We start from the raw sequence: 21,145 nt of genomic DNA, 5'->3' as shown, positions 1-21,145 counted from the left end.
GTGAACTTCGTACCCCCAACCGGATTTGAACCGGTGTTGGCGCCGTGAGAGGGCGTAGTCCTAGACCGCTAGACGATGGGGGCATCATCTCGTTGCTCCGTGAAGCAACAGAAAGAAAATATACTAGCGATTCTCCACTTGCGCAAATCACGGCGTGTCGCGCATGATTCCAAGGATTCTGCACATTGGCTACATCACCTCCGCGCATACCCGCAGCAACAAAAGCGGGGAACATCAGCACGATGTTCCCCGCTTCATCAACGCATTGCGTCGCACACCGCACAGTGCGCGCCGGCGTTCAGCCCTGGATCTCGTTGAGATGCGTGCGCAGGCCTTCAAGACGCTGCATCGTCAGCGGCTTGCCGATGATCTCCATCGACTCGAACAGCGGCGGCGAGACGCGGCGGCCGCTCAGCGCGACGCGCACCGGCCCGAAGGCGACGCGCGGCTTGTAGCCACCCTCCTCAATGAGCGCCTTGTTGAGCGTCTCATGGAGATGATCGGTCTTCCACTCGTCCTCAGGCACCGCGTTGAGCGCGGCGATCGCCGCGTCGAGCACTTCGCCGGCCGTCGCCTTGAGCTGCTTCTTCGCGTCGTCCTCCGGCGGGATATACGCGTCGTCGGACAGCAGCGATCCGACCATGCCGGCGACCTCGCCGAGCAGGCGCACGCGCGTCTGCACGAGCGGCGCGGCGGCGGTGAGCACCTCGCGCTCATGGTCGCTCAGCGCGTCCCACGAATCGGCGGAGACGACGCCGTCGCGGAATAGGTACGGCACCGAACGGTCGAGGAAGTCCTGCGGCTCGAGCATGCGGATGTGCTCGGCGTTGATCGCCGTCGCCTTGTCGAGGTCGAAACGCGCCGGATTCGCCTTGACATCGCGCACATCGAAGGCCTTGATCATCTCGTCCATCGTGAAGATGTCGCGGTCGGGGCCGATCGACCAGCCGAGCAGCGCGAGATAGTTGAGCAGGCCCTCCTTGATGAAGCCGTGCTCGCGATGCAGGAACAGGTTCGATTCCGGGTCGCGCTTGGAGAGCTTCTTGTTGCCCTGCCCCATGACGTACGGCATGTGGCCGAACAGCGGCATCTCCTTGGCGATGCCCATCTCGATCAGATAGCGGTACAGCACGATCTGCCGCGGAGTCGAGCTGAGCAGATCCTCGCCGCGCAGCACGACGTTGATGCGCATGAGCGCGTCGTCGACCGGGTTCGTCAGCGTATACAGCGGATCGCCGTTCGGACGCACAATCACGTAGTCCGGCACCGAGCCGGCCTTGAACGTGATCTCGCCGCGGATCAGGTCGTTGAACGTGATGTCCTCGTCGGGCATGCGGATGCGCAGCGCCGGCTGGCGGCCTTCTGCGCGGAACGCGGCCTTCTGCTCCTCGGTCAGGTTGCGGTCGTAGCCGTCGTAGCCGAACTCCTTGGGGCGTCCGGCGGCCACGTTGCGCGCCTCGATCTCCTCGGGCGTCGAGAACGATTCATAAGCGTAGCCGGCGTCGAGCAGCTTCTTCGCCACGTCATGGTAGATCGGTCCGCGTTCGCTCTGGCGGTACGGACCGTCCGGGCCGCCGACGCGAATGCCTTCGTCCCAGTCGATGCCGAGCCAGTCGAGCGCTTCGATGATCTGGTTGAAGCTCTCCTCGGAATCGCGCTGGGCGTCGGTATCCTCGATGCGGAACACGAAGGTGCCGCCCGTGTGGCGTGCCTCCGCCCAGTTGAACAGGGCGGTGCGCACCATGCCCACGTGCGGAATGCCGGTGGGCGACGGGCAGAAGCGCACGCGCACGTCAGCCGGCAGTTCCGGCTTGGCGTGCTCGCGCTCCTTCATGTCTTCGACGGAGTCTTCTGGTTGTACGATTGCAGCATCAGTCATGCCGTCTATTGTGGCGCGCGCGGCCGACGTGGCGGCGGCGTGTTGCAGCCGCCACGCGCTCAGCGATCCGCCCGCTCCTGCGCCTTATCCGCGGGGGCGTCCTCGGCCGCGATCGCGGCGACGTCTTCCAACTGCGCGGCCGTCTCGTCGCCGTCGCCGACTGCGGCGTCGGTCGAGTCGACCTCGGTGAGCACCGGCGTCTGCGTGCTTTCCTTGATTTGCTTGAGGCCGCACAGCGCGATCGCGAGCGAGACGAGCGCGAGCGCCGTGACGACGGCGAAGCCGCCGCGCGAGCCGGCATGGTCGATCGCGACGCCGGCGATCGCCGACCCGGCCGACCCTCCGATCGCGTTCATCGCACCCATCCACGCCATGCCTTCGGTGAAGCGCGTCTGCGGCACGAGATGCAGCATCAGCTGGTTGCCGTTGATCCATGTCGGCGACTGGCACACGCCGATGAACAGGTAGATGACGGCGATGACCCACAGCTGCTTGGCGAACAGGAACGAGCCGATGCCGAGGTTGACCACGGCGAGGCACACGTAGAAGCGCTTCCACAGCGGAATCGTCCAGTTCCTCGCGCCGTAGACGAGCGCGCCGAGCAGCGAGCTGATCGAAAAGCATGCGAACACGAATCCGGTGTACTGCTTCATGTTCGATTCGGTGGCGAACGAGACGATCGAGATGCCGGCGGCCGACTGGAACGCGCCGAGCCCGAACCAGGTGACGCATACGGCGACGAGGCCCGGACCCCAAATCGAATCCTTCTTGCCGCTCAGCGACTTCTCGTAGGCCGCCTTGCCTGCCGCGTCCACTTCGGCCGCCGTCAGCCCTTCCGATTTCGCGTGCGCGCGGGCGTCACGTTCCGCCGTCTGTGCACGCAGCAGCCGTGCCTTCTCGTCCTCGCGGGCACGGAACTCGCGACGTGTGAGGCCTTCGGCGCGGGCGAGCTGCGTCTGGCTTGCTGGCTCAGTCGTCAGTTCGGTCAGGAACATCAGTGCACCGATGAGCACGCATGCGCCGGTGAAGCTGAACGTGAGCACGCCGGAGATGACGGCCAACGTCGAAGCGAGCGGATTGCCGATGACCCACATCGCCTCATCGAAGACACCGCACAGTGACAATGCGCGGTTGACGCCGACGCGATCGTGTTTGAGCAGATTCGTCCACCGGGCGCGGCTCATCGCGCCCCACGGCGGCACGGCGGCGAGGAACGGCACGATGCAGAACAGAATCCACGGCTGCACATGTGCGAGCACGCAGGAGACGAAGGCGGTGGCGGCGACCATCCACACGGCGATGATCGGCACCGAGACCTGCCGCTGCCCGTAGCGGTCGACGAGCGTGCCGAACAGAGGCCCTACGGCGGCGCCGGCGATCGCCTGCACGGCGGTGAGCGCTCCCGCGAGCGAATAGTTGCCGTAGTACTGCTGCGTCATGATCGTCATCGTCATGCCGACCATCGGGAACGGCATGCACGCGATGACCGAGCCGACGGTGAACCGGGCCGTGTGCGGGATCTTCAGCAGCTGCGCGTAGCCGCCGAACAACCGTCTGTTGACGTCCCTGATCCCTTTCGTCACTACATGCTCCCTGCGTTGTGCCATGTGCCGCTCCTTTCTGCTCGCGGATGTGTTCCGCATGCGGCCGTCGCGCCGTTTGGCGTCACGGCTTGATTGTCGCCGTATGCGGTTGGTTGGTGGTTGGGGTGGTCGGCGATTCGGCGACGGCGTCGTCGAGCGACCAATCGAATCGTCCGCGTACCGCACGCACCTCGCGTATGCGTTCGCGAACACGACCACATTAGTCGCACCCGCCGGCGCGACACGCGGTACATTATTGAGGTGGAAGCGATTATCGTGAAATGTTCACATCGATTCGAAAGGGAGCGTCATGACGGCCACCACCATCAATTTCGTGCGGCACGGCAAAGTCCACAACCCGAACCATGTGCTCTATGAACGTCTTCCCGATTTCCACCTGTCCGAAGCCGGGCGCCGCATGGCGCAGGCGACCGGCCGCTATCTCGCCGCGAACCCGCAGACGAACACGGCCGTCGCCGTCTACTCGTCGCCGCTCGACCGCACGCGCGAAACAGCCGGCGCGATCCTGCTCGAACTCAACGCGCTGCGCGCCGAACGCGGTCAGGAACAGCTTGAACTGCTCACCGACCCACGTCTCATCGAGGCGCGCAACGAGTTCCGCGGCAAGCGCATCGGCCACGGCGACGGCGCGCTGTGGCGTCCCGAGAACCTTAAGCTTGTGCGCAACCTGTGGCGTCCGAGCTGGGGCGAAAGCTACCGTTCGATTGCGAACCGTGTGCAGAATTTCGCTCTCGAAAAAGTCGACGAACATCCCGGCGAGCAGATCATCGTCGTCACGCACGAGTCGCCGATCTGGTCGTACCGCCACATGCTCGAAACAGGCCACCCCGAACACAACATGCTGCTGCGCAAGACGGCGCTCGCGTCGGTGACGTCGATCACCTACGACAACGCGACGCACGACGTCCTGTCGATCACCTACGCCGATCCCGCGAAAGGCATCGCGTAGCCGTCACCCACGAACCGTGAAGGAGTCATGATGAACGCTGAACCCGACCAAACTGTCGAACGCATCGCCGCGCTGCCCGCGGTCCGTCAGGCCGCGCAGACGGGCACCGACCTGACCGAACTGTGGCCACTGACCTCGGCCCTGCACATGGACAACGACGCGCGCTACGGCGAGAATCTGCAGGTGCGCCTGAGCCGGCTGGCCGCCGAGGTCATGACCGGCGAGACGATTCCGATGGCCGACGCCGAATTCGTCTACGAAGGTGCCGATTCGATCCCCGGCCGCCCACAGCAGACAGTGGACGCGTTGAACGCCGCGAACGACGCCATCGAAACACTCGCCGGCTTCGCGTCGTCGCACGACGTGCACGAGCTACTCGACGCCGCCGACACGCTCGACGCCGCATGGTCCGGCGCAACGCGCACCGCCGCCGCCGCCGCCATTGCATCGATTGAGGATTTCGTCGCCTCGCACACCGAAACGAAGGTCGAGTCGCTCGCCTGGAAGTACGCCGTCACCGTCGTGCTACTCAACGAACTGATGCGCGTCGCGACGACGCAGCTCGCCGCGACGCTCGGCGCCGCCGAGCCGACGTCCGGCGGCGCGCCCGAGCAGCGTGTGCGCGGTCTTGAACGGCTCACGCTGCCATTCATCCTGTTCATCAACGATTTCGCCGCGACGCTGCAGCTGCCGCAGATCTGCCTGACGGCCGAGCAGTTCCACGGCGTCGTCGCCTCCTACGCGACGCCGAACGGCGACGACGACGCCACGGATGCCGCCACCGTGCTCGCGCAGGCGCTCGCGCCGATCGCCGGCGCCGAATGGCGCAAGCATCGCGAGGAGATTCTGTGGGATCCCAAGGAGGCGAAGGAACGCGCCCGTCAGGACGACGAACGCAAGAACAAAGAGGCGCTCGCCGCCAAGTTCGCCCACGTCAAAGACGACCCCACCAAACCCGAAGTCGAACTGTAGGACGTCCCATTCCCCATCTCGCGGATGCACAGGCGCATAGCGCCGCGTTCGACCGTTCAGCCCTGCCCTCTCCGCGCGGCTGCGTGTGCCTGCGTGTGCATAGCTCGATATTTCGCGCAAACCATCGAGCTATGCACGCACACCGCCGGCGGGCGCAGACGCCCCGGCAGACCGGGCCATCAAAGGCGCACAATATCAACCATGCTGATCCCTCGACCACACATCCATCAACCCAAGCGCACATAATCGCACACCCCAGCCCTCCACCCGGACGGCACGCAGCGCATATCCCCAGATCTCCCCTGAACTATCAAGCTATGCGCGGCTTGATGCAGCCGCCGTTCGCATCATGGGCGAATACCCACCGAGACAGGCGACATCTACGCTGCCAGCGGCTTCGGACGGACCCCTTGTACACTGTTCGTGTGCGCAAACTCATTGAGCAGATTCTGAAATTCGGCGTCGTCGGCATCATCGCGTTCCTCATCGACTGGGGCATCCTCAACCTCCTCGTCGGCGTGTTCCACATGCACAACGTCATCGCCGCGACGATCTCGTTCCTCATCTCGCTCATCTTCAACTATTTCGCGAGCATGAAATACGTCTTCAAGCACCGTCCGGACATGGCACGGTGGATGGAGATGGCGATCTTCCTGTTCTCGGCAGTCGTCGGCCTGTTCATCAACATGGTCATCATCTGGCTGTCCACCTACGGCATGAACAAGGACGCCTACATCAGCCAGCATGCGATGTATCTGCTGCGCACGAACATCGGCAAGCTCATCTCGACGGTCGTCGTCGCAATCTGGAACTTCATCATCCGCAAATGGCTGCTCGACGACACGCACACGAACGCAATGAACCGTCTGCGCCGCGGCGACCACATCCTCTCCGAAGAGGAGCTCGAAGCCAAGTGGGAGCGGAGCTTCTCGCACCGTCTGGGCATGTGGTCGATCGAGCACACCCCCAAAGGCTGGAGGTAACGCGCCGCCCGTGGCAGTCTCCGTGGCAGTTGGTGGTTGACCTCAACCACCAACCTCCACTCAGCCGTCGGGCACAACCTCAGTCGGGCGCACTGCGGCTGACCTAGACTGAATACTGTTGATCATCGGACGCCGATGCGACGGCCGATGTTCCGCCCAGTGTTTCCAAGGAGGATCGATGCCAGTCATTCACACCCATGTTTCCGTGCCGACCACGAAAGAGCAGCGCGATACGCTCAAGAACCTCTTCGGCCAGGCGATTCCCGCCGTCCCCGGCAAGTCCGAGGGCTGGCTCATGTGCATGTTCGAGGACAACGTACCGATGTATTTCGGCGGCGACGATTCCGCGCCGGTCGCCTACGTCGAGGTGAACGTCTTCGGCTCGAACGTGCCGACGAGCGCCTGGAAGAAGCTCACGCCGCAGATCATGGACGCGCTGCAGGACACGCTCGAGATCCCTGCCGACCGCACTTACATCCGCTACACCGCGACGCCCGACTGGGGCTGGAACGGCTCCAACTTCTGACCTGAACTTCTCCGTCGACCACCGTGCGACGAACGCTCAGCGCATACGAGAGCCGCCGCCGAATCCCATCCGATTCGGCGGCGGCTCTCTTCATTCATCCGGCTCAGCGGCTGCGCGTCGCAGCGTGGGCGCCGGGTTTGCGGTTCTTCTGCGCGACCACCGCCAGACACATGGCCGCCGCAATGAACGCGAATCCGAAGGCCGCGAAATGCGTCCCGAAGCCGCCCGCCGAAGGCAGCTCGACGCCGGGCTCCTCCTCCTTTGCGTTGCCGATGACCCATTCACCGGTCGGCATGCCTTTCCCGTCGGTGACGGCATGCGGCGTAGCATCGCCGGACCATGTGACCTTGCCATCCGCGTCGATGGTGAACGCGTACCGCTTCTGCGCTTCGGCAACATATCCCGTCGGCGCCTTCGTCTCGACGAGCGTATACTCACCCGTCGGGACGCCATGCACCTCGATGCGACCATCGCGCGTATCGTGATCCTTCAGCTGCTTGATGACGCCGCTCTCGGAACGTTCATCGCCGCCGTCGACGATGGCCATCTCGGCAGAGCCGTCCTTCTTCGCAAGCGTCCATTCCGAGGCCGCCAGATACGATTCATCCGTCGTGACATAGGTCGGCAGTTCTTCCGCGGTGGGGTCATTAGGGTCCTTATAGGTGCCTTGCGTCACCTTATCAGCACCCACCTTGCCGAACATGAAGCTCGTCAGCCCGTCGGCGACTTGGAATCCCGAATCCCACACATACAGATTATGCTGGTCCGCATAGGCGGCCATCGCACGCGTCTTCGTGTCGAAGTCGGAGGCGCGCCCGTTCTTCACGTAGAAGAACTGCGGCGTTGTGTTCACTGCATATCCCGACGGCGCCTGCGTCTCCCAAGCCACATATAGCTGGTTTTCGTTGAACTGATAGAGCTCCGATTCCACGTCAGTGCCGTCGCCGTGATGGAACACAAGGCGACCGAGACTGTCGGTGACGCCAGTACGAGGATCTTCACTGCATTCGGTCCGACGATCCGCAGTCCATTCCTTGGAGGGCGCCGCGTTCAGATTGACCGGGCAGACCTTGAATGTGGCGCCTGACAACTTCTGGCTGCTATCGCCGTCGACCACCTTTTTCAACGTGACCGAGCCGGATGCACCGGCGTCGGTATCCGTCTTCGTGATCTGGACCGTACGGTTCGTCGACGCCGAGCCGTCCAGTTGTCCTCTGAACGAAACCGTGTTACGCAGATCGATGTCTTGTCCGGGAATGCCGCGCAGCTGCACCGTGTAGTTCAGGCGCAGCGGCTTCTGCTTATACAACGGCTGCCCGGAATTCTGGTCCATGCTGTTCGACCGCATGCCATCGATCGGCAGCTTGATCGTCGCCGTCGGCAAATTGCTCCCCGCCGCATGTCCGAAGGACACTTCAAAATGATCCTTGCCTTCCGGATAGGTGACCTCATCCCATGAACCGGAATTCGTCGAAAGCCTGAACGACGACTGCACATATGCCGCGTTCGACGAGTGCAACGTGTCAGTGAGCGTAAGCACGGTCCCCTCCGGCAGCTGACTCTGCTGGGTGAGATTGATTTCGACGACGTATTTGACCTGATTGTTGCCAGTGCCGTCAACCCACTTGTTCAGATTCGGCGCCTCACCCTGCTGCACGAACACATCACCGGTGACGTCGGAGCTGTGTTCGCCAATCTGCACGTTCGCGTTGTTGGTGTAAGTGAAGCGCGAGCCGTCGATCATGCCCTGCTTGCGCAGTTCCACCTTGCTGATTTTCGTATCGAACTCATAGACGATAATCGAATGGCCCTGCTTGGCGATTGGTGGGCCCAGCGGGGTGGAAGGCCTGTCATATCGGTTGGGACCGCCATCGGTCGTGGAGTCAGGTGATGCATCTCCCACACGCTCGGTCTTCCACGCCGTCAACGAGCCATCGTTCGGCACCGTGAACACGACCTTGCCGGCCTGCACCGTGTAGGTTGCGCACGCAACGTCCGAATCGCAGCTCTTGCCATCGCCGCTGAAGTCGAAGGTCGCCGTCTGCTGTGGCAGCGCTCCCCGCTTGTCGCCTTCGGCGATCGGCAGCCAGCCCTTGAGGTCCAAATCCAGTCCTGCAGCCTCCAGCTCATCCTCGGTCGCGTAGTCGCCCATCGACACGAAACGTCCGAAGATCGGCTTATCCGTATCGAGCTCCCAGCCTTCCGGCAGCGTATCCGTCATCGTGATCGATTCCGGCAGCTCATAGACGCCGCTGATGCCCGGCAACTCCTCATAGAACTTGACGTTGCCGTCGTCATCATAGAGATAGCGCACCGACCACCACGACTTCTTGCCGTTGCCCCAAACACGCCAGTGCACATGGCAGTACCCATCATCGCCTTCGTCGCAGTTCGCCTGATTGTTCCACCAGGTTTCGCCGTCGTTCTCGGCGTCGACGGTCTTGCCACCGATGACGTCACCGACGAACGGGATCGTCGCCGATTCCACTTCATCGGCGATCTTGTCGTTTACCCTGTAATGGAACTTGGCATAGTTGATGTACACATCCGGAGTACCGTCGCATAACGTGTTGTAGGTGATGCGCATCTTGTGCGAGAACGGGTTTGGCGAGTCCAGATTCAGGATTTCGTTGCCCTCGGCGTCCTTGATCTGCTTATGCAGATACGAGAACGTGAACGCCGGCGCACCATCATGAAGGGCATAGGTGTCATCGGCGTTGCGGTCCGCCTCGCCACGGAAATAGCCTTCCGGGAAGTCAGTGCCACCAGGCAGTTCACGTCCCTGTCCACGATGATATTCATCGTCGTAATACGATTCGCGAACGTCGTAATACTCGTTAGGATATCCCTTGCCCGACTGGCCCTTCTTCTTATCGGCGGCCGATACGAACAACTCATCCGTCGGAATCTCCGTCCAGCAATTCGGATTGCCTTCCAAGCAGTTCGCATCGTTTTTGATGTTGTAAACACTGACTTTGAGGTCCAGATAGTCCTTCGAGTACCACATATGCTGCGTGTTGCCGTCGGAGACGCCGTTGACCCAGTCCTCGTAGAGATGCAGCTCGGTCACGTTGCCTTCGGCCGGCGGCGTGTACTCGATGGTCCACGGCACGCTATAGACGTTCGTATTGCGGATCTTCGTGGCGGACCCCACGCTCTTCTCGATCAGATCGAGATTGAGCGGCGGTTCCGGATCCGGTTCCGGACCGGGATCAGGGCCCGGATCGGGATTCGGTTTGCTCGGGCGATCCACATCCTTCGTCGCGGTCTTGCATTCAGTCAGCCCACAGACCTCCGCCTTATTCGAATACTTGGAGACTGGATGCTCATCAGAGTCGGTGGGCACCGTCTTGTATGCGATCTGATATTTGTTGTAATTCGGATCTCCCGAGGAGAAATCAATCGAGAAGCCCTTGCGATCGTCATTGACGACGATCTGCACACCTGCCGGATCGATCTCCTGGTTGTTCTCATCCCACGCACGGATCGTCACGGTATCAGGATCGATTTCATGACCGTCTTGCACGGTATCAGTCAGCTGACGCCCGTTGATATCAGCACGATCACCGCCGTTGTTGACATCGACGGTCCATTTGATCTCACGCTTCTGCTCACTGCCTTCGGCATACCATTTCGACGAGTCTTCCACCCAGCCGTTCTTGGACACCCAGTTGTAGTTCCAGTTGCGCTTGGACGGCACATAGCTGCTCTCACCTTCACCGTCCTGCCACTTCCAATGGGCGGTGTTCTTCGCGCTCTGGTACTTGTCGCCATCATTGGCATCAGCCTGCGCGCCATTCGTGATAGATGCCTTGTAGGTAATTTCATAGGCGCCCTTCGGCAGCGTCATGCCTGCGGATTCGCCCGTATCCGAATCCGGGATCGGATTGATCTTGCCCTGCAGCTGCAAAGCGGCTTCCTTGGCCGCATCTTCATTCTTCGCGTTGTACAGATATTTCACCTGCACGGAGTCGCGATCCATGTTCAGATCCGAACCCGCCACATCCCAGAAGCGGAAGTTGTCGACATCACCCTCCGCCTCAAGCTTGACGGTGCAGGTGAGGTCGGTCTCCGAACGACCGACCCATGCACAGTTCTTATCACCGGTCACCTTCCATGGCGTATGGTCGACCTTGATTGTCACGCCGGTGCCGGGGAACTCCCATCCCCGATCGTCGCCCTCTTCGAGCGCCTCGTCGCGATAGTTCACACGCAGGTTGTAGCTGAAGAAGTAATCGTGATCCTTGTCCTGCGCATACTCCTCGTTGTACTCCACCCGCAACGCACAGGTACCGTCGTCCTTCTTCACCAATGTGATCGTCGCGACTTCCTGGCCGCCTTCGGTCACGATCTGCGGCTCGTCGAATTGATTCGCCACCACCGACGGCGGCACCGGCACAGCATATTCCCAACTCAGATGCTTGCTGTCGGAGGCGACCACCGCATTGTCCTTGAGATGCACATCCAGGAAGAATTCGAGATCGGTGTTCGGCACCACATTCGGCACGGTGTTCTTGAGTTCATCGTTCTTGAATGTCTTCTTCGTCTGTGATCCATTGGGCTCAAGCACCGTGGCCGTCAATTCCACCGTGGCCGCCCGAATCGTGTCCGCATCCGCCTGCTCATACCCATCCGCAAACGCCGCACGTGGCAGCACAGACATGATGCACACCTATGTCAATGCCACAATGGCAGCACCGCACGCCTGCAGGCGCATCAGCGCGCCTGCAGGCCGCCGACGCGCGCGCATATGCCTTCCGTACTTCATCTTCCCTGCTCCCTTGGCCGCTTCCCGATATCCGACTCTCCGACTCTGCCGCCTTCGACCTGCGCGGAACTTCGTCATCCCTGCGCCCACAGCCGATTAAGCGCTTAATGAACATTATAGGGGTTTTACCCAACTTTCGTACTTTAGCATTATGGGCAATCCCTTGCTGCATACGTTCTCAGAGTCAAGCAATCAGCACGAAACAGCACCTATGCCGGCACATGCTCTCAACGCCGACACCATGCATTTGCAGTATTACGAGACTTAATCGCTTAAGTTCCCTAGATCGGCAAGCCCATGGCCATCAACGTTTCCCCTTCGGGCAACACGCCGTCCATATTCAGCGAATGAGCAACGTTCGCATTCACGCAACCCCCGAAGCAGCGCCCACATATCCGCATGCGCACAGCACCATCGCCATCGGCGCAGTCCAGACATCCACCGGTGCCCCCATCCGGTTTGCGGCGCCGGCCCCTCCCGGCGCACCATCCGCGGCACGTCCGCCTCTGCAGCCTACGACGACCCGCGGCTCATAACATATGAGCCGCCACGCGCGATCAGGCGCATGGCGGCCCGGAAACGGACAGCCGTGTGGATCTCAGACGATCTTCGGCATCGGCGTCGTCAGCGACGTCGTCAGGTTGACGTGGACGAGACCGGCGCCGGAATGGACGTCGACCTTCTTGAGCGTCACCGTGCGTTCGTCGGCCGGGGCGGCGTCGTTATCGGTCATCGTCGCAGGCGATTTCACGGCGACGAGCGCGAGGTCGTCGAAAGCGACGCCGGCGTCCTCGGCGAGCGCCCGCGCGGTCTCGAGCGACTCCTCGAAGCCGGGCTTCATGACGACGCGGTCGGCTGGGACGCCGTAGGCGTGTTCGCACACCCACTTGACGTTCTCGACGAGCGGCATGCCCTTGTGGCTCGCCGGCGTCTCCGGCGCATCCTCGGCGCTCACGGCCTCGGCGAAGTCGTCGAGCTGCGGGGCGAGCGCATCGCCGCCGTCGCGGTACAGGTTGCCGATGATCGGCGCGCGGAAACCGAGCTCGGCGGCCGTCTCGCGCAGCGCCGGCACCTGATCGTCCTCGCCGTCCCACAGGTTGATGAGCGGGAAGGTCGGAATGCCGAGGCCTTCGAGACGCTCGACATGGAAGGGGTAGCGCCACTGCAGCGCCGGATCGTCACGCCACGTGGAGGCGCGCGTCACAACGACGGCCGCGCTCGGCCACTGCGCACCATATTCGCGGCAGGCGATGTCGAGCCACTTCTGCGCGCCGGCGTCGGCGCCGTAGCCGGCCTCGACGATGACGACGTCATGCTCGGCACATGCCATCTCCACCGCGACGAGCGACGGGATGCCAATCGAGACGTTCGCGAAGGGGCCGCCGTGCACGTACACCGGCGAGCCGTTCTTCGTCTCGGTCTTCGCCGGCTTGACGGCGTCGGCGAGGATGTTCGTGATGCGCCACAGGTCGATGAACTCGCCGAAGGTCACGGCCTTGCCGTCCTTCGTGCCGGCGATCATCTTCGCGACGCGGTCGGCGATCTCGTCCATCGAACGCGACAGCACGACGATCTGCATCAGCTCGCAGGTCGGCGTGAGCACGGTCTTCTCATGCACGTCGTTCTTGCCGGCGTCGACGACGACGCTGCGCAGCGAACGCGACGGCACTTCGGAGACGCGCGGAACGAGCACCGTGTCGAGCAGACCGTCATCGACGGCCTTCTCGGCGAAAGACGCGAGCAGGTTCTGCGCGGCCTCGATCGCGCCCATTTCGCCGCACAGACCCCAGTCGATGAGTTCTGGATGCGTCAGCGACGCCTTGCCGCCGCCGGATGCGCCACCCTTTGAACCGGCCGCCGTGATGCCCATGCTCGGCTGGCGCAGCACTGCCGCCGCGTCGATGCCGCGCGCGTTGAGCGCGTCGATGAGCGCGATCGTCGTCGTCGTCTTGCCTTCGCCGCGCGACGCCTTGAGCGGCGTGTCCGCGGTGACAAGGACGACCTTGCCGTGCTTGCGCGGGGCGTCGGGATCGTTGTTGAGGGAGTCGAGATAGCCGAATGCGTCGATCTTGTCGACCAGTCCGTAAGGCTTGGTGAAATTCTCGATGAGCGACACTACACGTTCCTTTCCGGTGTTTGAGCTGCCTTTCCCAACATATCAGCACGCTGCGGCCACGAGACATCCCACGTCACGATGCGAACGGCGAAGCCGGCGCAGCGGGCGAGGCTCGCTGCGCCGGCTTCGGCGGTTGAAGGGTTGCGAATCAGTTGTCGGACATCGCGAAATGGTTCTTCATCGCGAGGCTCGACGTGTACAGCACTGTATCGAGCAGCTTCTCGGTCTCCCTCTTGAGCTGACGCGCGAGGTCCTCATTCGCCGTCGCAAGGATGCCGCGCACCTCCGGATTGCGCACGGCCGCGATGATCTCGTCCGGCTCCATCGGCTGCACGTCTTCGACGAGCTCGTCCTCGACGAATTCGTCGTCGTAGTCCTGTTCACGGGCGGCGGCTCCAAGTACGGCGTCGCCACCGAGACGGTTCACCTGCTCGTCGGCCGCGCGCAGCATCGCATGGCCGAGGCCGCCGACCTTCAGCTGGTAGTTCTCGACGGCAGACATCGTCTGCGCGTGCTGCGCGTCGCACAGCACGCCGATGATGCGGTTCGCCCAGTAGAAGTTCTCCGACGTCACGCGCGCCGTCGTGTCACGCAGATACGCGGGCGTGTCGTCGACGTTCGGGAAGAACGGGACCATCGCGTTGAAGGGGTTCGAACCGTAGGCGATCCACTGCACGGCGCGGTTCACCTGCGGACGGTACGGGCGAATCTGCATCGCGGCGAGATGGTTCGTGCGATTGATGCCGATTGGGCGGAAGCGCGTGCGCGACGCCTCGTCGCCGCGCGTGCCATAGGGGTCGTACGGCGTCTCCTGATAATGGGAGCTCAGGATGTACTTGACGTCCTCCATCGTGATCTTGCGATCCGGCTGACGGCACCACGGGATGTCATCGGCGTCCGGCTTGTGGTCGGCGTCCGGGCCGTCCCACACTTCGTCGAGCGGATTGAAATACCGCTGCATGTACCACGCGCGCGGCGTGTTGTAGACATGGTCGGAATCGGAATGCGAACCGAAGGCGTCACGCGGCGAGAACGGTGACGCGCCCTCGACGGCGAGGCTCAGGTGGTTGCGTTCGATGAACTCCTCAAGATCGGCGGAGCACATGTAGTCGCGCTGCTCGCCGAACGCATCGTCGAGATCGAACTCGTCGATGCCCAGTTGATTCGGCATCGTCACATAGCAGTCGTCGGGCACGCGGCGCGCGATCCAATGATGGCCGCCGACCGTTTCGAGCCACCAGATCTCGTTGACGTCGCTGAACGCGACGCCGTTCATCTCATAGGTGCCGTACTGTTCGAGCAGCGCGCCGAGACGGGCGACGCCCTCGCGCGCCGTCTTGATGTACGGCAGCACGATTGTGACGAAATCCTCCTCGCCGATGCCGCCGGCGACCTCGGGTTCATAGTCGTCGTCGCCCGGCTTGCCGATCGCCGGCGCGAATTCGACAAGCGGATCGGCGCCGAGCACGCGTTCGTTCGTCGTCAGCGTCTCGGTGGCGCTCATCGCGACGTTCGCCTCGTTGACGCCGGCTTCGCCCCAGATACCGCTCTTGCGGATCGCGTTCGGCACGCTCGAATACTGCAGCGGATCGTCGGGCAGCGCGATCTCAACGTGCGACAGCACCGACTTGTATGCGCGTGGCTGATCCTCGGGCTTGACGATGACGAACTGCTTCGGGTCGAATTCGCCGTTGCAGCTGTCCTCGTTGCGCGCGATGATCGTCGATCCGTCGTAGCTTGCGTCCTTGCCGACGAGCAGGGTTGTACAGCTCATATTGTTCCCATGTCTCCTGTTGGTTGTGTTCTTTTCGTGCACACGCACCGCCGACGGCGGCCATGCGTTGATGCGGTCATTGTAGAAGGCCGAGGCATCGCCTCGCCCCGGCCCAGCCATGATATGGATACCGCGGCGTGCGGCATCCTATGCGCTCGTCGTCAGCAGCTGCCGACGAGCGTGATGCCGCCGCCGTCGACGACCTGCGCATGTTCGAGGCCGTGCAGCATCGCATTGAGCCAGAAGCCTTGCTCGAGATCCGCGATCGGCTCGGTCGTGCCCCAGATCTGCAGCACATAGCGGTGGTCCTGATCCGGCGGCTGCGGACCGGTGTAGTGCGCGACGAGCTGCAGGTTCTGCTGGTCCTGGCCGTAGAGCGGCGACGCCTGCGAATTGCGTCCCTGCGCGGCCTCCGGAATCATCGCGTTGACCTTGCGCGAGAAATCGGCGGGAATCTGCAGCGCATGCGCGTCGGAAGGATCGAACATGATCGCGTCGACCGGCAGGTTCGCCATCGTCCAATGAATCCATTCGAATCCGCACACCGGAATCGAATCGGGATCACTGAACTCCCAATGCAGGTATTTGACGGCCGGATTGAGATGATCGATGTAGAAGGGGAAGGAGATGCACGGCACACCGTCCACGCGGGCGTCAGCGGGCGCCTTCTTGGCGTAGAGGTCCGGCACGGTGGTGAAATCAGCGGAAACTAGCATGTCTCCAGTATCGCGCATCGGCGACGTGCGCAGCGGCCGATGCTCGGATATATCGCGCGTCGCGAATCGCGCGCGCGTCTCACATGACGTCTCACATTTCGGCGAGCGCGCAGAACAGCGCCTCGAAGACGAGCAGCGCGTTGCCGTTGCCGAGCAGGCGGCGGCGTGCGACATTGATCTCGTCGAGGCAACGGATCGTCTGCTCCCTGCGCAGCCGCGCGCTCAGATCGGCGATCGCACGGCGATTCTCCATATTGACCAACCCGACCGATTCCTCGGCGTCGTTCTGCAATACGGCGACGTCGCGGTAGACGCTCGCAACCGAGTTGAGCGCGCGGTCGAGCACGTCGCGCGTGCGGCGTGTCGTCTGTCGTTTGACGTCGTCGGCCTTCGTCAGCGCGTTGTAGGCGGGGCGCAGCGCCGGCGGCACGGGGTCGCCCTCCTGCAGCCCGTTGAGCCGCAGGAACTCGGCGCGCGCCCGCTCGCCGCGTTTCGCCACGTCGGCGGCGGCCTGCGCCTTCGCGCTGTCGAGCAGCCCTCCGGCGAGTAGAATCGCCTGCGACGTCCTGCGCAATCCGAGGACGCCGACGACGAGCTCGTCGCGGTCGGCGAGCACCTGCGAATCGGTCGCGTACAGCGTCGCGACGCCGATGTGTCCTTCGGCGAGCCGCGCGGCGCGCACGGCGAGACTGTGTTCGACGTCGTGGCGATCCTCAAGATAGCGCGCGACCTGCGCGTCCGAGGGTACGCCAAGGTTGACGATACGCGTGCGCGAACGGATCGTCGGCAGCACGTCCTGCGCGCTCGGCGCACACAGCAGCCATATCGTGTGCGGACTCGGCTCCTCGATTTCCTTGAGTAGCACGTTCGTCGTGCGTTCGAGCATGCGGTCGACGTCCTCGATGATGATGATGCGCCATGGGCCGCTGCGTGGCATCTGCTCGGCCGTCGTGACAAGGTCGCGCACCTCGTCGATGCCGATCGTCACCTTGTCGGTTGTGAGCGTCGTCACATCCGGATGCGTGCCGGCGAACACTTCGCGCACCGCTTTCGTCGGTTCGTCACCAAGGCCGTGGTCGGGACTCTCGAGCGCGGCCGCGAACGCGCGCGCCATGTTGGAGCGGCCCGAGCCGGGAGGCCCGCAGATCAGCCATGACTGCGCCAGCATCCGCGGATCGCCGCAGCTGACCGCGCGCAGCTGTTCGACGACGCGATCCTGCCCCACGAGGGTGTCCCATACGCTCATGACGTCTCACCCAACCAGATTCACGCTGTCTTGGCAAATCACGCGCGCGACGTCGTCGGCCGGCGCGGACGCGTCGACAACGAGGAATCGTTCGGGTTCGCGCTCGGCAAGGTCGAGGAACGCGCGCCGCGTGCGCCTGCGGAAGGCGTCGCCGGCCGATTCGATGCGATCGTCGGCATGCGTGAGCCGCGCATGTGCGAGTTCAGAGTCGATGTCGAGCAGATAGGTGCGCCGCGGCAGCAGGCCGCCGGTCGCCCACATGCTCAGTTCGCGGATTTCGTCGGCCGTCAGTTCGCGGCCGCCCGCCTGATAGGCGAGCGACGAATCGAGGTAGCGGTCGGTGATGACGATCGCGCCGCGATCGAGCGCCGGACGGATCGTCTCGGCGACGTGCTGCGCGCGATCGGCGGCGAACAGCAGCGCCTCGGCGCGCGCCGCAATCGGCTCGTCGCCGTGCAGCAGCAGCCGTCGGATCTCAACGCCGAGCTGCGTGCCGCCCGGCTCGCGCGTGACGACGACCTCTCTGCCTTGCGCGCGCCAATAGTCGGCGAGACGATCGACCTGCGTCGTCTTGCCGGCGCCGTCGACGCCTTCGAAGGAAACGAACAATCCCTGTGCCACCATCGTCATGCCGCCGTGGAGCGCTTCGACTTGACAGGCGGACGCACGTAGCCGTCATGTTCGCTCAGATATTCGATATCCGATTTGACGGTGGCGGGCGTCGAGCCGATCTCACGTGCGATGCGCGACGTCGGCCAGCCCTCGTCGGCGAGTTCGCGCACCTTCTTGCGACGTTCCTCGCGGGCGGCCTGCGCGGCGCTCACCGACTTCGCCTTCGCCGGTTTCGCCGATGTCTTGCGTCCGCGGCGCTTGGTCGGGCCGGCCGCGCGCTTCTCGGCGAGCAGACGGAACGCGTCCTCGGCCGAGATCGTCTTCGGATCGTACTGCTTGGGCAGCGAACGGTTCGTCTCGCCGTCGGTGATGTAGGCGCCGTAGAAGCCTTCCTTGATCGTCACCGGCTTGTTCGTCGTCGGATCGTTGCCGAGTTCGCGCAGCGGCGGCTTCGCGGCGCGCCGGCCGCGGCCGTACTTCGGCTGTGCGAACAGGTCGCGCGCCTGCTGTTCGGTCACCGTGAAGATCGCGTCCTCATTCTCGAGCGAACGCGTCTCGCTTGTGCCGTCGGCGCGTTCGCGCGTCAGATACGGGCCGTAGCGGCCGTTGTTCGCGAGGATCCGCGTCGTGCCGACCTCCCCGCTCTTCTCGTCGGTTTCGTCATAGGACGCGACGAGTCGCGGCAGGCTCAGCAGCCGCAGCGCGTCGTCGAGCGTGATTGTCTCCGGCGTCATCGTCTTGAACAGCGACGCCATCTTCGGACGCGCGTCGGAACCTTCCTCGACGAGCGCGATGTACGGGCCGAAACGGCCGTTGCGCACTTCGACGGTGCCGCCGGTCGCCGGGTCGATGCCGAGCACGCGCGGGCCGCCGGCGTTCTCGTCAATGAGCTTATGCGCCTCGGCTACGGTGAGCTCGTCCGGTGCAAGCGTCTGCGGAATCGACGCGTGCTTCGGGTTGCCTTTGTCGTCGAGGTGCTTCGTGTCCTCGAGATACGGGCCGTAGCGGCCGACGCGCACGTTGATGCCGTCGCCGATCTCGATCGTGTTGATCGCGCGCGCATCGATCTCACCGAGCTGCGCGACCTGCTGCTGCAGTCCCTCATGCACTTCGTCGGCGTTCTTCGCCGCGTCCTTGCCGGTGCCGAAATAGAAGGCGGTGAGCCAGTCGCGGCCGGTGTCCCTGCCGTGCGCGATCTCGTCGAGGCCGTTCTCCATGTCCGCCGTGAATTGATAGTCGACGTACTTGGGGAACTTCGTCTCGAGCAGTTTCGTCACGGCGAACGCGAGCCATGACGGGATGAGCGCGCGGCCGCGCTCGTACACGTATTTCCTGTCGATGATCGTCGAGATGATGCTCGCGTAGGTGGACGGACGGCCAATCTCCTTCGCCTCGAGCGTCTTGACGAGCGAGGCTTCGGTGTAGCGCGCCGGCGGCTGCGTCTCATGGCCGTCAGCCTTCACGTCGCGCGCATGCAGCATGTCGCCCGGGTTCATCGGCGGCAGCGACGCATCGTCGTCCTTCGCGCTCTTGCGCTGATCGCCGAGCACGCGCAGGAAGCCGGGGAATTCGATGACGGTGCCCGAGGCCTGGAACGTCGTCTCGCCGCGGTCGCCGGCATCTGCGGTGAAGCGCGCCGTGGCCGTCGAACCGGTCGCGTCGGCCATCTGCGAGGCGAGCGTGCGCTGCCAGATGAGCGTGTACAGCTTGAGCTGGTCCGGCGGCAGCGTGCCGGCGAGCTCCGACGGATCGCGGAAGCGCGAGCCGGCCGGACGGATGCATTCGTGCGCCTCCTGCGCGCCCGCCGTCTTCGTCGCGTACTGCTTGGGGCTTTCGGACAGATACTGTTCGCCGAACTCGCGTGCGACCGATTCGCGCGCGGCGCGGATCGCCTCCTGGCTGAGCGTGACTGAATCGGTACGCATATAGGTGATGTAGCCGTTCTCGTACAGCGTCTGCGCGGCGCGCATCGTCTGCCTCGACGACATGCCGAGACGATTGCCTGCTGCCTGCTGCATCGTCGACGTCGTGAACGGCGGCTGCGGACGACGACGGTACGGCTTCTTCTCGACGTCGGAGACGAGGAACGGCACGAACGCGAGCGCGGCGGCGATTGCATCGGCGTCGGCCTGCGCGAGCGGGCGCACGCCGTCCTTGCGCGCGGCCTCGGTGAGTTCGCCGCGCGACGTGAAGTCCTTCGATCCGGCGACGCGATGGCCGTCGACGGCGGTCAGGCGCGCGTCGAAGGCGACGTCGGCGCCGAGCGCGTCGGGCGCCTGCAGCTGCGCGATGACGTCCCAGTACGGCGCGCGCACGAAGGCCATGCGTTCGCGCTCGCGTTCGACGATGAGACGCGTGGCGACCGACTGCACGCGTCCCGCGGACAGTCCGGGGCCGACCTTGCGCCACAGCACCGGCGAGAGTTCGTAACCGTAGAGACGGTCGAGCACGCGGCGCGTCTCCTGCGCGTCGACCATATGGCCGTCGACTTCGCGCGTGTGTTCGAGCGATGCGCGGATTGCCTCGGGCGTGATCTCGTGGAACACCATGCGCTTGACCGGCACCTTCGGCTTGAGCGTCTGCACGAGGTGCCATGCGATCGCCTCGCCTTCGCGATCCTCATCGGTCGCGAGGAAGAGCTCGTCGGCGTCCTTGAGCGCGGCGCGCAGCTCGGCGACGGTCTTCTTCTTTTCGGGGCCGACGATGTAGTACGGCTTGAAGCCGTCGTCGACGTCGACGCCGAACTTGCCGAAGCGCGCCTTCTGGTCGGCGGGAACCTGACTCGGCTGGGCGAGGTCACGGATGTGCCCCACCGAAGCGAGCACGGTGTAGCCGTCCCCGAGGTAGCCTCCGATTTTTTTGGCCTTCGCCGGGGATTCGACGATCACGAGCTTGCTGCCTGCAGTCATGATTTCTCCTTACATACGGTCATTCGCACGCCATCTTACTCACGGGATGTTCAATCATCTCCGCGGCGACCGCGTCGCATGGCGTCATGCC

The 21,145-nt window shown here is 63.6% G+C and carries 13 protein-coding genes and 1 tRNA gene; 4 read left to right on the top strand and 10 right to left on the bottom strand.

Annotated features, from left to right (window positions below; genetic code table 11):
- Window positions 1–10: 10 nt before the first annotated feature.
- From CGZ88_RS06645 to CGZ88_RS06635, 3 genes are all read right to left on the bottom strand, one after another.
- Window positions 11–83, bottom strand: a tRNA-Glu gene (locus tag CGZ88_RS06645).
- 215 nt (window positions 84–298) lie between these two features.
- Entirely contained in the window at window positions 299–1,834 is a 1,536-nt protein-coding gene (gltX, locus tag CGZ88_RS06640) for a glutamate--tRNA ligase (protein WP_026644737.1), read from the bottom strand.
- A 104-nt stretch (window positions 1,835–1,938) separates the two neighbouring features.
- Complete coding sequence (locus CGZ88_RS06635) at window positions 1,939–3,486, bottom strand: MFS transporter (protein ID WP_051198460.1); 1,548 nt, start codon at window positions 3,484–3,486, stop codon at window positions 1,939–1,941.
- A gap of 286 nt (window positions 3,487–3,772) precedes the next feature.
- On the opposite strand from CGZ88_RS06635, the gene CGZ88_RS06630 reads away from it, so the two are divergent.
- The 4 genes from CGZ88_RS06630 (at window position 3,773) to CGZ88_RS06615 (ending at window position 6,913) form a co-directional block, all read left to right on the top strand.
- Window positions 3,773–4,432 (top strand): histidine phosphatase family protein, encoded by a 660-nt coding sequence (locus tag CGZ88_RS06630; RefSeq protein ID WP_026644738.1) that lies wholly within the window; start codon window positions 3,773–3,775, stop codon window positions 4,430–4,432.
- A gap of 27 nt (window positions 4,433–4,459) precedes the next feature.
- Complete coding sequence (locus CGZ88_RS06625; RefSeq protein WP_231371395.1) at window positions 4,460–5,404, top strand: hypothetical protein; 945 nt, start codon at window positions 4,460–4,462, stop codon at window positions 5,402–5,404.
- 425 nt (window positions 5,405–5,829) lie between these two features.
- Window positions 5,830–6,387, top strand: coding sequence for a GtrA family protein (locus CGZ88_RS06620; RefSeq protein ID WP_026644740.1), 558 nt, complete (start codon window positions 5,830–5,832; stop codon window positions 6,385–6,387).
- Between the two features lie 178 nt (window positions 6,388–6,565).
- Window positions 6,566–6,913: a phenylpyruvate tautomerase MIF-related protein gene (locus CGZ88_RS06615; RefSeq protein ID WP_026644741.1), complete on the top strand. Its 348-nt coding sequence runs from the start codon at window positions 6,566–6,568 to the stop codon at window positions 6,911–6,913.
- Window positions 6,914–7,016: 103 nt separating this feature from the next.
- Here CGZ88_RS06615 and CGZ88_RS06610 read toward each other — a convergent pair whose 3' ends face one another.
- The 7 genes from CGZ88_RS06610 to topA all read right to left on the bottom strand — a co-directional run bounded on the left by CGZ88_RS06610 (window position 7,017) and on the right by topA (window position 21,054).
- Window positions 7,017–11,576, bottom strand: a complete 4,560-nt coding sequence (locus CGZ88_RS06610; RefSeq protein WP_133120915.1) for a SpaA isopeptide-forming pilin-related protein — start codon at window positions 11,574–11,576, stop codon at window positions 7,017–7,019.
- 703 nt (window positions 11,577–12,279) lie between these two features.
- The gene (locus CGZ88_RS06605) at window positions 12,280–13,797 is read right to left on the bottom strand and encodes a formate--tetrahydrofolate ligase (protein WP_101671425.1); all 1,518 of its coding nucleotides are present in this window, start codon (window positions 13,795–13,797) and stop codon (window positions 12,280–12,282) included.
- Between the two features lie 148 nt (window positions 13,798–13,945).
- Window positions 13,946–15,571: a C69 family dipeptidase gene (locus CGZ88_RS06600; protein ID WP_101671424.1), complete on the bottom strand. Its 1,626-nt coding sequence runs from the start codon at window positions 15,569–15,571 to the stop codon at window positions 13,946–13,948.
- Window positions 15,572–15,732: 161 nt separating this feature from the next.
- A complete protein-coding gene (locus tag CGZ88_RS06595; RefSeq protein ID WP_026644745.1) occupies window positions 15,733–16,287 on the bottom strand; it encodes a YbhB/YbcL family Raf kinase inhibitor-like protein in 555 nt (184 codons plus the stop codon).
- 91 nt (window positions 16,288–16,378) lie between these two features.
- Complete coding sequence (locus tag CGZ88_RS06590; RefSeq protein ID WP_026644746.1) at window positions 16,379–17,533, bottom strand: DNA polymerase III subunit delta'; 1,155 nt, start codon at window positions 17,531–17,533, stop codon at window positions 16,379–16,381.
- A 6-nt stretch (window positions 17,534–17,539) separates the two neighbouring features.
- Window positions 17,540–18,157: a dTMP kinase gene (gene tmk / locus CGZ88_RS06585; protein WP_034523648.1), complete on the bottom strand. Its 618-nt coding sequence runs from the start codon at window positions 18,155–18,157 to the stop codon at window positions 17,540–17,542.
- Between the two features lie 2 nt (window positions 18,158–18,159).
- Window positions 18,160–21,054, bottom strand: a complete 2,895-nt coding sequence (gene topA, locus CGZ88_RS06580; RefSeq protein WP_026644748.1) for a type I DNA topoisomerase — start codon at window positions 21,052–21,054, stop codon at window positions 18,160–18,162.
- Window positions 21,055–21,145: the final 91 nt, after the last annotated feature.

It is taken from the genome of Bifidobacterium anseris (genome assembly GCF_002860345.1).
GTDB classification, from domain to species: domain Bacteria; phylum Actinomycetota; class Actinomycetes; order Actinomycetales; family Bifidobacteriaceae; genus Bifidobacterium; species Bifidobacterium anseris.
This window is presented reverse-complemented; position numbering and strand designations above follow the sequence as displayed.